Genomic DNA, 16,853 nt, shown 5'->3' with positions numbered 1-16,853 from the left:
TCCAGGGCATGAGCTTTGGCGTCGAGGTCGCGCTGGCCCCCAACCGCTACACGGCCAACGGCTTCGAATTCCTCGGTTGGTCCACCAAGCCGGTCAACCACGACCTCAACACCGGTGCCGCGGCGCTGCTCTTCGGCACCGCCTTCCCGGCCAACTTCGACGACGACGCGGTGGCCGCGGCACTTGATGCCTGGGGCACCGAGCTCATCCTCGACAAGTCGATGTTCCGCCGCCTCGACGACGGCACCATCGCCTACGGTGCGACGATCAAGCTCTACGCCGTGTGGCGCGTGGCGACCTACGACGTCTTCATCGACAACGGCGACGCCAACTCCGGCGAGGTCACCGGCGATGCCGACCAGATCGCGCAGAAGGTGCCCTATGGCGGCGGCGCCGTGACCGATACCATCACGGCCACGCCCTACAACAAACACGCGTTCAAGGGCTGGGACTTCGAGGTGACTCTCGACGACGGCACGACCTTCAACGGCACCGTCGCCGATTTGTCCGACCTTCCCATCTACGGCACGGTGAAGGTCTATGCGAACTGGGAGCGTACCTACTCACTCACCTACGCTCCCGGAACGCATGGCGTATGGAGCGTCACCGACGAGGGCGCCCATTTCGAGGGCCTGCGCGCCGGCGACACCCCCGACACCTTCCCCGAGTTCAGCGCCAAGAACGGCCTGTGGACTCCGCCGTACCAGATTTCGCTCAACGGCGAGCTGGCATACCACCAGCTGCCCAAGAGCAATGACGAGAACTACATCTTCGATGGTTGGCAGAGCAGCGACGGCCGCTTCTTCCTGACCATCGCCGATGCCGCCAAGGCGCTCATGACCGAGCCGGCAGACGGCGAGGGTATCACGCTCACCGCGACCTGGATCTACGCGCAGGTCACCATCAAGTTCGACCCGGGTGCGGGCGAGCCGGTCCTCGACGAGTACGGCAACTCGCTGCTCGCTCCCAAGACGGCCGTGCCCTACACCGCGGTCACGCTGCCCAGCAGCCTGTCCGCCACCCGCACCGGTTACACGCTGGATGGCTGGATGCTCGACGGCGTGCTCTATCCGGTCACCTACAACGGCGGCGTCATGGTCGCCCCGCGTCATAGCGTCACGATGCTCGCCCACTGGGCCGAGCAGGTCGTCACCGTCACCTACCATGCCGAGGCCACCAACACCACCGGCTCCGGCTACATCTCCGGCGACGGCGGCTCGCTGCACTGGGAGCCCTTCAAGCCCGGCTTCGTGCTGAACGGCCAGGGCGAGCAGATCGCCCCGGTGCGCTCCGACACGGTGAGCCAGAAGCTCCTCAGCGTCACGGGCAAGGCCGTGGACTGGGAGGATGGTCAGACCGTCGTGAGCGATTACCCGCTCATCATCAAGGCCACGGCCCGTACCGGCTATCACTTCCTGTACTGGGTCGACCACAACAACAACATCGTCTCCTACGAGTCCTCCTTCGTGGCACCGCAGAGCGCCGCGGGCGTCTGGGAGAACTCCGAGTACTACGCGATCTTCGCCGAGGACGAGGACGTCAAGATCTACTACCGCATCAGCGACTACGACAAGGGCTGGCTGCGCTGGAGCAGCGAGGAGCTGGCACCTGCCACCGGTAACCCGCGCGGCACCGAGCTCATCCTGCTGCCCGGCTTCGAGCTGGACCACTGGGAGGACGACCTCGGCAACATCGTGGGCGGCCCGGACGACAAGATCTTCTTCCCGCCGCGCTACGACACGTACAACAACTCCGGCTACAAGGGCCAGGACACCTACGTGAGCCACGTCTACACCGCCGTGGTCAAGAGCGCGCCTGCCGTCAAGTTCAAGGTGGAGCACTACCGCCAGGAGGAGAGCGGCACGACCTTCGAGTTCGTCGAGGAGGCCACGGGTTACTACGCCGGTCCGACCAACGGCTTTGTCGCCGTGGTCAAGCATGACGACTCCGGCCGTTACCACCTGGCCCAGCTCTCCGACACGGGCAAGGTCCTCGAGGGTTCGCTGTTCCAGGTGCTCGATGCCGACGGCAACGTCATCCAGACGGCCGTTGACTTTGGCCTGCAGGACGGCGAGCAGCTGCTCATGGACGACAAGTTCCTGCACGAGGGCGCCCTCAACTGGGTCTACGACCCGGAGGTTTCGGCCCAGACGAGCCGCATCATCCTGACCACCACCGCCGAGGGCGAGCATGTGGTGCGCCTGTACTACTCGCTGCATCCCAGCCAGTACGCGCGCATCGTCTACGAGGTCCAGAACCGCCTGAACGACGGCACGACCGAGTTTGGCAACGGCGCCTACGGTGCGACCGACCCGACCTACGAGCTCGTCGCCCCGGAGGCCCTGGCCACTGGCTCCACCGCACAGCCCGCTCCCGCCGGCTTCGAGTTCTACGGCTGGTTCCGCTCCGATGGCACGCGCCTCACCGACGGCGCCACCTTCACCTACGCGCCCACCATCGCCGACCTCGGCCTGGACGTGTGGGAAGTCGGCCGCGCCTACACCGTGTACGCCGTGTACCGCGAGCTCGCCGACGTGACCACCTACTACGGTGTCAAGGACGGCAAGGGTGGCACGCTCTCCAAGGAAGTCGAGGTCTACGCGCCCGTCTCCGGTGCCCCGAGCGGCCCGGACATCACCACGGCCCCCGGCTACGTCTTCGACCACTGGGAGGACAAGGACGGCAACTACATCCTCATCGACGGCACCAGCATCGTTCCCTCGCTCGTGACCGAGGACACGCAGCTCATGACCGAGACGCTGCGCCTGTTCAAGGATGCCGACGGCACCTACTACAACCAGGACGGCAAGACCTACTTCGCGGTCTTCCGCTTCACCAAGGTCGACGTGACCATCGAGCACTACCGTGTCATCGAGGGCGAGATCGTCAACGCCAAGGAAGACGGCACCCTCGTCACCGGCATCAACAAGCCCTGGATCATCGAGAACCTCAAGGTCCTGGCGGAAAGCGACATCGACGGTACCGTTGCCAACCCCGACTTTGGCAACCATGGCTCCTACGAGCCTGACTGGCCCGGCTTCACGCTTGACCTCACCTGGGGTGGCACCATCAAGACCGCCAAGGTCAATCCCGATGGCACCACCGTGCTGCGTCTGTACTACACGGCAAACGAGACCACCTCGTTCACCGTGCACAGCAAGCTGGTCTACGAGGACGGCACCATCGTCGACTACGATGACTACATCCACGGCACCACGCCCGATGGCGTCATCCACGACGATTGGGGCGGTATCACCGACACCGAGATGTCGCTCATGGTCAAGATCGGCGACGAGTGGATGCTGCTTGATGGCTCCACGCCCGAGACGACGGCCGTCAAGGGGCATCAGGCTCCTGTTATCGTGCCGGCTGGCTACGAATGGGATAACAGCCGCATCGATCAGATGCGCGGCATCGTCAAGGGCGATGGCAGCCTCGAGCTCACCGTGTACTTCAAGCCGGAGCACAACGGCACCAGCTACTCGGTCGAGTACTGGACCGTCGATGGCATGAACAACCTCACCCGCGTCCATACCGACGTCTTCGACATGCAGACCGCCGGCGATCCGGCCGATGCCGAGACCGACCAGTCCAAGCTTGCTCCCGACGTCTACGCGCGCCTCATGGGCTACGAGTTCACCATGGACACGATGGACGTCACCTACGAGGGCAACCACGTGCTCGTGAAGTCGGTCATCCATGCCGACCACATCGCCGGTGACGGCTCCACGACCCTGCGCGTCTACTACAAGGCGCTGCCGCGCACCCTGCACTACGTCACCGGCACCGGTACGGTGTGGAGCGACGGTGGCACCGACGACAGCCATGACCTGGCGCTTGCCACCGGCACGCAGACCAGCCTCATCAAGGGCGGCGTCTCGCGTCCGGGCTACGAGTTCAAGGGCTGGTCGCTTGAGAACTACGGCCTGCTCACCACGGGTACCGCCTCCATCAACGAGGCCCAGCGCATGGCCGACAACGGCCTCATCATCACCGACGATCCCTGGACCGTCATCACGAGCAACGACCCCGTGATCAACCTCTACGCCGTGTGGAGCGCACTGCCCACCACCTACGACGTCGAGGTCTGGGTCGTCAACGGCGACAACTCCATCGAGCACTACACCACCTACGACCTCGTCGGCGTGACCGGCACCACGGGCAACACCGTGGACTTCACCGACCCGACGGCTCCGTTCGAGAGCTGGGGCGTCAACGACGACGAGAAGCTCATGCTCGGCGAGGACTTCGTCATCAACGTCCCGGGCTTCCTGTTCATGAAGAACGGCTACACGCCCACTCCGGGCCAGGCGACCGTCGGCGGCGTGACCGCACCGGCATCGAGCGTCTACTCCGCGCAGATCGACGCCACGGGCACCAAGCTCATCCTGTTCTTCAACGCCACCGAGGTCGAGTACACCGTGCGTATCCAGAAGATGCTCTCCAACGGCACCGTCTACGACGCCTCCACCGATACCGTCAAGGCCAACGCCGGCTCCTGGGCCCATGCCGTGGCAACGCTGCCCGGCCCGGGTGATGCCGGCTTCGACGCGACGGCAAGCTACTACGTCGTCACCGATAACATGCCGGGCTTCGAGCTCGTGTGGGATCTCTCGCCGATCGTGTCGACCCGTATCAAGGGCGACGGCACGAGCGAGCTCGTCATCATGTTCCGCGCCAAGGACTACGCGCTCACCTATGACTTCATGACGCCGGATGCCTACTGGACGAGCAACGACCTCAACCGCGATGGCATCAACATGGCCAAGGTCCACTCCGAGGACGTCATCACGCTGCCGAGCAACGCGGCCGTGACCCGCGAGGGCTACGAGCTCCTCGGCTGGGCCACGAGCGCCGCCGATGCCGCCGCGGGCATCTTCGATCCCAACGCCGCTGCCGGTTCCAAGACCTACGTCACGCCGGCAAGCGACGTCGACGTTGTCCTCTACGCCGTGTGGCGCGCCATCGAGGTGCCCTACACCGTCGAGGTCTACACCGTGACGGCCGATGGCACCGAGAAGCGCCGTAAGGACCTCGAGCAGCTGTGGCTGTTCGCCGACGAGTTGGGCGAGACCCTGCTCAAGGCCCCGACGGACTCCCTCGTGGGCTTCGACAAGAACTCCCCGGCACCGGCTGGCCTGCTCACCGCCCCGACCTTCACGGGTTACACCTTCTATCCCGAGTACGCCAAGGCCATCAACACCGGCATCGTCAAGGGTAGCGGCGACCTCAAGCTCAAGCTCTACTACACGCCCAACCAGTACGGCTCCAACTTCGTCGTCGAGTACTGGTACTGGAGCCCGGAGGGCATGCCCACCAAGTTCGACGAGAACACCGTTCCCTCCGAGCGTGTCTGGGGTACCGCCGGCTTTGTGGCAAACGCCAACAAGAACGGCGCGCCCACCTACATTGATGCCTCCGGCAACCTCGTGGGCCCGGCCGATGCCAACGGCCACATCCACGGCGACGAGTCCGATGGCCGCAACTCCCTGAGCTACCTGGTCAAGAACATCGACGGCTATATGTTCCAGGCCACGAAGACCTGGGTCTACTCGCAGAAGTCCGCCGACTCCGACTCGTTCATCTACAGCTACCTGGGCATCGACGGCGCCATCAAGCAGACGACGATCAAGTACGGTACGGTCTACGGCACCCATGCCACCGGTACCATCCAGGGCGACAACACCCTCGTGCTCTACCTGTTCTACGAGCCCGTCGAGCGCAACCTGACCTTCCATCCCGAGCCGGGCGGCTGGTTTGGCGGCAGCGACAAGTTCTCGACCAACAGCTCGACGATTCACTACGTCACGGGCCAGAAGGTTCCCGTGCCGGCGGCCAAGGACGTGGACCGCAAGGGCTATGACCTCATCGGCTGGACCACCGTGGCCGGCGGCACCACGCCCGAGTACGTGGCCGGTACCGAAACCGCCAACTACGTCGTGACGCTCGCCCCCGACCAGCACCTCTACGCGGTCTACGCGGTGCGCAACGACACCAAGTACACCGTCGAGCACTATCGCGTCGGCGTCGTGCTCAACCCCAACGGCACCATCAAGCACGTCATCAACGTCGAGGATACGCCCATCTACACCACCACGCAGATTGGCACCACCGAGGCCACGGGCACGGGGCTCCCGCTTACCGGCGGCACCGATTACCCCGACCTCATCGGCTACAACTACTACGTGGGCTTCAACCAGTACGGCGACCTGGTCCACGCCGACGGCAGCAAGGTCGATCCGGCCATCGTCGAGCTTTTGAGCGACACGATTATGGGTGACGGCTCCACGACGCTGCGCCTGTACTACGTCGCCACCCCCGTGAGCTACACCATCGAGTACTGGACGGTTTCCGGTTCCGGCGTGGCCACCAAGTACGGCGAGCGCACGGACCGCGAGGGCATCGCCGGCACCTGGGCCAAGGCCGACGCCGAGTACATGCCGGGCACCACGACCTCCTTCCTGGATTACTTCACCTACGCCGCGGATGGCAGCCAACCCATCCTCACGCTCACCCACGATGCCTTTGACATGGTCATCCCGGGTTACACGTACACGCCCGACACCATCTCCCTGGGTGGCATGACCTACCGCAGCGACGCGTACAAGAAGGTCAACGGTGACGGCTCCACGGTCATCAAGCTCTACTACATGCCCAAGGAGTACACGCTCAACCTGAGCCTCAAGCTCGGCGCAAGCGACGCGCATTGGAACCTCAACTACAACGGTGGTGGCGCGGAGTTCCTGCGCAACATCGATGCCAACGACATCGCCGGCCGCGTCGTGCGCTCCAAGGAAGACATCTTCCTGCCGAGCACCGCGATCGCCAGCCGTGACGGCTACCTGCTCAAGGGCTGGTACGTCGGCGTCGAGGGCGTCACCCTCAAGGGCCAGGCCTCCATCGACTTCTACAACGACCTCGCCACGAGGATCGACCAGCTGCGCGCCGACAGCGAGTTCGGCGGCGAGCTCACGGGCTGGGAGTACACGACACCGGACAGCGACATCAACATCACGCTGTACGCCGTGTGGGTCGCCCAGAACTCGCACTTCTCCATCGAGCACTACAAGGTCATCGACGGCAACGTGCCCGCCAACCCGGCCTACGTCGACACCAATCCCAACTACCAGTACGCCACGGGCGATCAGGTGACGCTTTCCGAGGTCACCAGGCTGTGGGGTAGCCCCATCGTCGACACCACCGCGACCTTCAGCGACGGCGGCACGATCTACGACTTCCGCGGCTACACCTTTGACGCCACGGATGCCCTGGGCGTGGCCGTGTGGACCGCCGAGGTCCTGGGCGACGGCTCCACGGTGCTCAAGCTCTACTACACCTCCAACACCGACACCGACTACGTGCTCGAGCATTACCTCGTCACCGGTGCCGGCACCATCAAGGGCGACGCTCCGATTTACGTCGAGCATCTCGAGGGCCTCACCGACACGATGATCGTGCTGGCCGACAAGGAGCACTCGCAGGCGCTGTACACCGACCCGACCACAGGCAAGGTCTACGACTTCCGCGGCTACGTCTTCCGTCCGCGCAGCGACGGCCCGTATCGCCTGGTCAACGGCAAGTACGTGCAGACCGATGCCGATGCGACGATCCTGGGTAGCGGCGAGCGCGTGCTCAAGCTCTACTACCTGGCCCAGACCGTGCACCTGCAGCTCGAGCTCGGCACCGCCGACAACGACCCGGCCGACGGCGTCACCGACGCGCACTGGCTCAACGCCGGCCGTGACATCTCCGGCAACAAGCTCGCCGACAGCATCATCACGCTGCCGACGGCCGATGCCGCCATCAGGCCCGGCTACGAGCTGGTCGGCTGGTACATCAGCGACCTGGGCTCCAACGAGGAGGGCAAGCGCTCGGTCGAGATCGCCAACGAGATCATGGGCTACCACCAGCTCGACACCACGGGTGCCAACAACGTCTTCGTGCCGGTGGGCGCGAGCTACACCGTGCCGCAGATCGGTGCGACCCTCTACGCCGTGTGGCGCGCCAAGGAAATCGAGTACGAGGTCGAGCGTTGGCAGATCGTCGGCAGCAACATCGCCGCCGTCAAGATCGACACCGTCATCCGCACGGGCTACACCGGTGACTTCGCCCATGGCAGCTTCGATGGCAACGACGAGACCGTGCCGCTGGGCTACCACCTGATGGGCACCGACCCGGCCGACCCGACGAGCGTCACCATCAAGGGCGTCACCTACGAGAACCTCAACGCCGTCGATGGCGTGAACAAGATCACGGCCAACCCCGTCGGTCCCAGGATCGTCCACGTCTTCCTGGCCAACGACGGTACCGAGTTCTACGTCGAGCACTACCTGGTCGACGGCTCCGGCGAGCTCGTCAAGGGCACCGCCGGCGTGGACTACGTCCTGCGCGAGCTCTCCAGCGGCAAGACCGGCGATATCGTCAACGCCGACAGCTGGGTGCGCCCGCTCGTCACCGACGACGGCAACAACTACATCTTCACCGGCTACGACTTCTTCAAGGACTATCGTTACCCGGCCGACCCGAGCGTCTACGAGATCTACGAGGGTTCCATCAGCGCCGACCCGGATGCTCCGCTGATCCTGCGCCTCTACTACGGCGCGGCCATCCAGCACCTCGACTTCTACATCGGCGACGTTGACTTCGACATGGACGGCAACCCGGATGCCGAGTGGCTCATCGACAAGCCCGAGGCCGACTACCGCACCGGCACCAAGCTGACGCTGCCGGTGGGCGCCAGCGCCCAACGCCCGGGCTACACGCTCGTGGGCTGGTACGAGGCCCCGACGGCGGGCGATGGCGAGGCCGTCTCCAACCTCGTCGGCACCCTGGCCCGCGACTGGCACGACACCTACATCTCGGCCGACTTCTTCCATCCCGTCGGCAGCGAGTGGCGCATGGCCAACCATGACACGGTCCTGTACGCCGTGTGGCGCGCCAACAACGACACCGAGTACACCGTCGAGGTCTGGGTCATCCAGGGCGACGGCACCGAGGACCACCTGCCGCAGTACGACGTGAACGCCAAGGGCATCACGGGCGACAAGGTCGTCCATGGTGACGACGTGACCACGCCGGCCAATCCGTATGCCGTGCGCAACCCGAACAACGGCACGCGCGAGTCGCTGGCCGGTGACCCGTACAACTACGACATCAAGAACGTGTGGGGCTACACCTACGACGCGACCCGCACCGGCACCGAGGGCGTCGGCTACGTGAGCGCCGAGAAGAGCGCCAACGGCAAGCTCGTCCTCAAGGTCTGGTACCGCGCCGTCGAGAACGGCACGACCTTCTTCGTCCAGAACTGGTACGTGCCCGTTGACTCGCAGGGCAAGAAGCTCACGCCGCTCAAGGCCGGCGATACCATCACGCAGTACGGCACGGCCGGCTCCTACGTGCGCGTCGACGCCGATCCGGCCCTTGTCGGCACCGGCAACGGCACGCAGCCCCTGCCGTTCCTCTACGCCTACGTCACCAACATCGACGGCTACGAGTACAATCCGAACTTCAACTACAAGCTCCCCGAGGGCTCCGTTGACGCCGTCACCTTCATGACGATTCACACCGGTCGCATCATCGGCCATGAGAACCCGAGCAAGATCGACGACGGTGGCCTGGTGCTCTACCTCTTCTACGAGGTGAAGTACTTCACGCTCACCATCGACCCGGCTGGCGGTGTCTTTGCCGATGACGGCTCGACCGCCTCGCGCTCCGAGCTCCTGGCTCCGGGCCACAGCACCAAGCTGCCCGGCACCACGCAGGTGAGCCGCACGGGCTTCGAGCTCACCGGCTGGACCGATGGCGTCAACACCTATCCGCTGGGCACCGGCGGCAACGGCCCGCTGTTCGTGATGCCCGGCAACGACGTGACCGTCACGGCCGTCTGGGAGGCCCTGCCCGTGGCCTACGAGGTCTACCACTTCAAGGTGCATCATGACGGCACCCTGGACCTCGCATGCGTCGACAGGTACCAGAAGAAGGCCGGCACCACCGCCACGGTGGCCGACCGCGGCACCGACCCGCAGCCCGACGTCGAGACCCATGTGGACGTCAACGGCGTGGTCAACGGAACCTTCACGAGCGTCAACGCGCTCACGACGCTCAACTACACGAGCCCGGCGACGCAATCGCTGTGGATGGGCTACGCGCACTTCTTCCCGGGTGGCACCTACCACTGGGATGGCGACGCGCGCCTGGCGGCCGGCGACTACTCCATGGTCGAGCAGGCCGTGGTCATGCCCGATGGCTCCACCAAGCTCTTCGTCTTCTACGATGCACAGCTCGTCGAGTACAAGGTCATCCGCTACAAGGTGACCGGTGACGGCAATCGCGTCCAGATCGACACCGACCCGATCATCTACCAGGGCTACACCGACAACACGGCCTTTGCCGATGGCAACTACCACGGCGCCGCAAACGCGGGCGTTTCGGCTGGCGACCTGTCCATCGAGTACCAGTTCGCCGACACCGACGTGCCCGGCTACACCTACCGCGAGCAGGACGCCCCGAGCGCCTTCCCCTACAACGGCGCCTGGAACAGCAAGGCCCATGGCAAGATCGTCGGCGACCAGAGCCGCCAGCTCACGCTGTACCTCTACTACGAGGCCGATGAGCACACCGTGACCCTCAAGCTGCACGAGCCCGTCAATGCCGAGACCTTCGGCACCTTCAAGCCGGACGTCAACTGGACCTTCGTGGACGAGTACACGCTGCAGCGCACCTACCGCACCGAGACCACCACCGTCTCGCTGCCGGCCGACCTGTTCGACCCGAGCACGCACCGCCACAACGTGTCGCGTGCCAACCCGTTCCGCAGCGGCTACGAGCTCGTGGGCTGGTCGACCTCGATGGCCGGCTCGAACCTCTTTGGCAAGGACTCCGTCGACATGGCGGCCATCATGCGCGGCTACGTCCATGACTTCAACGACCCGAGCCTGGCCGGCGCCGACTTCACCGACGGCACCGCCCAGTTCTTCGTCGACGACGCCCTCAAGATCGTGACCCCGGCCACTGACCTGGTCCTGTGGGCCGTGTGGTCTGCCGACCTCAACACCACCTTCACGGTGAACCGCTACAAGGTCACCGGCAACGGCGACATCGTGCTCGACGGCACCGAGGTGTTCGAGGGCTACACCGATGCCACCGTCATCGCCGACCAGAACTACGTCGAGCGCGTGCTGCGCCAGCCCGTGACCAACACCGACCTGCTGTCCTACGTCTACGGCGACCGTCCCATCACGGGCTACAGCTACCATCGCATCATTCCCGATACGATTACGCTGCCCAACGGCATGGTCATCGCCGTTCCCGGTGCGGGCACCACGTCCAGCTACATGGGCCGCATCGCCGCCGATGGCAGCCTCGTGCTCGACCTCTACTACGCTCCGTTCGAGGTCGTGGAGCCGGGCGATCCCGATCCCAACCCGGATCCCAACCCGAACCCGGATCCCAACCCGACCGATCCCGATCCGGACAACCCCGATCCGGACGATCCCAACGAGCCCGATCCCAACGATCCGGACGATCCCAACCCGCGCCCGGTGCCCGATCCCGATCCCAACAGGCCCGATCCGCCCACGCCTCCGGGACCTGACGATCCGGACCCGTACCCGGTCGATCCCGATATCCCCGATCCGGATATCCCCTCGCTGCACACCCTGATCTACCGCACCGGTCCCGCCGGCAAGTGGGTCAACGGCGAGTGGGTCACGAGCCCGCAGGAGAACAAGGTCTACTACTACTTCACCGAGCAGACCATCGATGTCATGCAGTTCATCCCCGAGCGCCCGGGCTACGAGGTGCTGGGCTGGTCCACCGACCGTACCGGCTCGACCACCTACGGCAGCGATAACCGCACCGCCGCCGAGCAGATCGCCGGCACGGACGCGACCGATCCGTTCAACCACATCGATCCGGGTGTCCGCACCATCACCGGCTACGGCAAGGACATGTTCGGCGACAAGGAGAAGAACCCGAACCTGAACCTCATCGACGGCACTGCCCACTACTACTGGGCCAAGGGTGACGCTGACGTGGTCATGCCCGCCGGCCCGGTGGTCGTCTACGCCGTCTACTACGCGCTTGACGACTACGCCACCTACACGGTCGACCACTGGCGCATCGACGGCAACGGCGAGCTCATCGAGCGCGTGACCGAGACGATCAACTGCATCACCGACGAGGTCGTGTACGCCATCGACCGCCTGGGCGACCAGGTCAAGATCGACAACTACACGGCCATGAAGAAGCCGTTCACCAAGGATGACAAGTTCATCGGCTACACCATCGCCGACGATGCGGCCACCGTGACCTACAAGCCCAACCTCTGGACGACCCTGGACCACAACGTGCGCAGCGGCCGCGCCAAGGCCGACAGCAGCCTCACGCTGTCGCTGTTCTACACGGCCGACCCGATCAAGGTCTACTTCGACCTGGGTACTTACGGCAAGATGACCCTGACCGACGGCACCGTGATCACGGGCGACAGCTACTACATCGAGGTGCTCACCGGCCAGCGCGTCCAGCTTACTCCGTACTCTGATGGCGTAGAGCGTCCGGGCTACGATCTTGATGGCTGGACGACGCTCAAGACCGTCGACGGCAACCTCGTCGTTGATGCCAAGGGCAGCACTGCTGCCGACATCATGGATTACTTGTTGGATAATGACCTGCTCATTGCCAGCACGGGCTTCTGGACTGCTGGCAATACCGACATGGTGCTTCATGCCGCCTGGTATCCCGAGACGGTTCGCGTGAGGTTCGTCGAGGGCGGCACCGGCGATGTTGTCACCACCGGCCCTGTCCCCGGATCTGGTACTCGCTACTTCGTCGATGACGAGGTCACGCCGCCGGGCACCACGACCTACGATCGTCCCGGTTACCGCCTGCGCGGTTGGTACTACACCTCCGAGGTGAATGTTGAGGGTACCATGGTCAACGTCGGTACCTCCGAGGGCGCGCTTTCGGTGCGTGCCGCCGATATCGCCGCCGCAGACATGGTGAAGTACATCGATGATCAGATTAACGGCAACCACTTCACGCGTTGCAATGGTACGTTGTGTGATCCGTTCATCATTCCGGCTGGTCACATTACGAATACCATCTACCTGTACGCCGTGTGGCAGGCCGACAATACGACCGAGTACACGGTTGAGTACTATAAGGTCGATGGCAACGGCCTGCTCCAGGACGTCGTGTCTCTCAAGGCCCATGGCGTGACCGGCGAGACGGTGACCATCGTCGACCCGAACAGCGCCGCCTACAACCCGAGCGTCTACGAGGGCCGTCTCGAGCCGTGGAAGAACGCATTCGAGGGCTACGAGGCCCAGTACACGACGCCCGTTGACTATGACATCGATGGCCGCGCTGGCATGACGCCGATTCCGGTTCCTGGCGCCTCCATCTCGGCTGCTTCGAGCTTTGCCGACTTCTACGGCCCGTTTGCCTTCAGCTACTCCATCCTGTCGAGCCCGACGGGCATCATCACCGCTGACGGCAACCTGAAGCTCACGCTGTTCTACAGCGCAAAGCCCTCGCAGATCCTACTCGACCTGGGCGACGGCTCGAATACGACCGGCACCTGGGCCACGGGTGCGCAGGTGGCCTACGACCACTTCACCAACCCCGGCGTGTCCGATGGCGTGAAGGTGTACCTGCCGGGCGCCAACGAACTCGTGCGCGAGGGCTACGAGTTCAAGGGTTGGTCCACCAACATGGCCGCCCTGCGCGATACGGCCAACGGCAATGCCCTGCTCACCGGCAAGGCGTCGGTGGATGCGGCGGCCACGTGGGTTGGCTTGACCTCGAGCACGGACAAGGTGCCCGACTACATCGCCCCGGGTGACACCTTCATCATGCCGGGTCATGGCGTGACGTTGTACGCCATCTGGGAGGCCAAGGAAGTTGAGTACCAGGTCGTGCGCTACGTCATCGACGGCAACGGCAACCGCACCGTCCATGACGTGACCATCCACACCGGCTGGACCGACGAGATCGCCGTGGCCGAGGATGGCGACGAGACCGATGCCTTCACCTACACCAACACCGACAACAAGCCCATCGACGGCTACCGCTACTTCCTCGCAGCTGACGGTGACGTGTACTACCCGCTGCCCAACGGCTCCAACGTGACCTGGCTCGACGATAGCGGCAACACCGTGCAGTCCACCGCCAACGGCGCGATCCTGGGCCATGGCGGCCTGGACGTGGCCGATGCCGATGGCATCTGGAGCGTCGTCGATGGCCAGATCCTCACGCTCACGCTCTACTACGTGCCCCGCGCCTACATCCTCAACCTGGATCTGGGTGCCGGCACGTGGCAGGACGCGGGTGGCAACGACACCTCGGCAACCGACCCGTCGGGCACGTACCTGACCGGCACCATCATCGACCTGCCCTACGACCAGAGCTACGGCGGCACCGTGAGCATGATCGCCGACGGCATCCCCTACGCGCTGCAGGGCTGGGCCTACGACGATGGCCGCACCGAACCGTTCACCCTGACGCTGTCCGACGGCAGCCAGGCCAACCTGACCCTGAGCCAGCTGCTCGACCGTGCCAAGACGGCTGCCAAGCTCGACAACTTCGTGTACCTCAAGGCCATCGAGGACGCCGGTTTGCTCATCAAGTCCGATGCCACGCACATGACCGGCCAGTTCACCATGCCGGGCCATGACACGACGCTCGTGGCCGTCTGGTCGCTGTCGGTGCAGAAGCTGACCTTCGACCCGAGCGGCTATGCCGACATCAACGACCCGAGCTTCGTCATTCTCGATCCGAACGATCCCAGCAAGACCCTGACCTCGCTGTATCACATGTACTACAACAGCGATGGCACGGTTGACGAGACCCAGGATGATTCGGCCAAGGCCCTGGGCGAGTGGAACACGACGGACAAGAACCCGAAGCCGGAGTGGGGCTTTGATCCCGGCACGCAACACAACATTGCAGAGCTCGTGACGCTGCCGTCGCCTGACATGGTCTATCGCACGGGCTACATGCTCATCGGTTGGTCGACCAAGTTTGATGCCACGCAACCCGATCCGGGCCTGGCCTACATCGACGAGGACGGCGACGGCATTCCCGAGAAGGCTCCCACCAACTGGACCATGCCGGCCGAGGAGACCACGCTGCACGCCGTATGGAGCCCCAAGCGTGTCGAGCTCATCTACGAGCCCGATGACGCCGAGAGGCTGGTTATTCCGCCGGCGCCGACCCTGGGCTACACCGACTGCGTCGCGTCCATCACCGAGGAGATTCCCGTGCGCCCGGGCTACACCTTCGTGGGTTGGGCCAATGCCTCTGGCAGCGAAAAACCCGACTACGTTGCGAAGGACAGCTACGAGCTGGATCCGCCCATCGTCACCCAGATTCCGTCGGGTTCCGGCGACGGCAGCATGGTCAACAAGGAGACTAACCCGAACATTGTCTATGGTGTTTGGAAGGCAAATAAGGTGATACTTGAGTATTGGGGCCTGACGGAGGCTTCAGATGAGGCTGGTATCGGCGAAGTCATGCTTAAATCCATTGAGGTTGAGCTCACTGACTATTTTGACGCTTCCTTCGACCAGAATAGCGACCTTGATGAAAACGGTAATCTGTATACCGACAATGACTACCTTGCCTATTATGTTACGGGTTGGTATGACGGTGCCTACAATGATTACGTGTACGACACTATGACCATTCAGGAGGTTGCCGATCAGGGCGATTGGAATGGCGTAGATCATATCAAGGTCTACTCCGAGCTTGATCTTCGAATTTTTGATGTGTATTACGATACGGGCGGTCTTTATGAGGATCCCGAGCTAATGCAAGTAACGTGGTATGACCCCGCAATCAATGTTGCCTATACTTGGCAGGGCTATAACTTCTATGGATATATGGATGATCAGGGCTATGATGTTCCTCTCGATATGATGCTTGGTGATTTGCTCAGGGACCAGCTGAAGACTCCCCTCGTCACGGAGGTGTGGATTTACGCATACTGGGATCCGTACCTATACAATGTAGAGTTCATTTTCGAGCACGATACTTCTTTCAATGAGATTGTCGGCGTCACCTTTGATCAAGAGATTGAGCTTCTTACGGATAGTCTGGGCTTTGACTATCCCGGTTATGATTTTGTCGGATGGTATACGCAGCCTAACGGAATGGGCGATAAGGTAATTGATAGGACGCTCTATGGCGCTCTCGTTCCCGATGAGTTGACTGACTATCTGCCTTTCTACGCCTATTTCGTTCCCTCTGCCGGCACCTCGAGCTCACCAGCTGAAGGCGCTGATGACATCGCCAACTCCACGGGCGGCAACGGCCCCATCATGAGCCCGACGGGTTCCGATGACGTGACCGATGAGCTACCAGGTAACGTCTCCCTCGTCGTCGATGACGTGCTCTCCAGCGTGAGGCTGCCGCAGCTCACCGGCACCAGCACCATCGGCGTCGTGGAGGCCAGCCGTGCGCTTATGGGCGCCGAGGCCATGGTCGCCACCTACGCCGCTCCCACCGTAGCCGTCTACGAGGTCGCCGGCGAGTCCCAGTCCCTGCGCACCGGCGCGGGCAACGTGACCACCGTCTCCCGCATGGCCACGAACAACAGCTACGGCACGAACACCGCTCAGGTCAGCGTTCTTTCCGCCATTACCGATAGCATTCTCACGGAGGCATCGCAGGTCAGGATCGCGACTCCCGTCGCCGATCAGATCTCTGCCTCGGTCCACGCGGCAAACGCTGGAGTCGCCTCACTCACCGGCACTGTGTGCAGCGGCTCCAGCGTCCCCGCATTCCCGACCTCCATCGCCACTAGCATGGCTCCCGTGGCCGTCGTTCCCGCCACCACCCGCCGCGAGGTGTAA

1 protein-coding gene (running past one end of the window) is annotated in these 16,853 nt (G+C 63.6%); it reads left to right on the top strand.

Annotation, left to right across the window (positions count from 1 at the left end; all coding sequences use genetic code 11):
- Positions 1 to 16,853: the final stretch of a BspA family leucine-rich repeat surface protein gene (locus OIM11_07415; protein ID HJJ00955.1), read on the top strand. Its footprint begins 26,089 nt before the window's first position; only the last 16,853 of its 42,942 coding nucleotides appear in the window; the start codon falls outside the window, past its left edge; the stop codon is at positions 16,851 to 16,853.

Source organism: Coriobacteriaceae bacterium, from assembly GCA_025992705.1.
Lineage (GTDB): Bacteria > Actinomycetota > Coriobacteriia > Coriobacteriales > QAMH01 > QAMH01.
The sequence above is the reverse complement of the archived record's forward strand: the minus strand, read 5'-3'. Positions and strand labels throughout refer to the sequence as shown.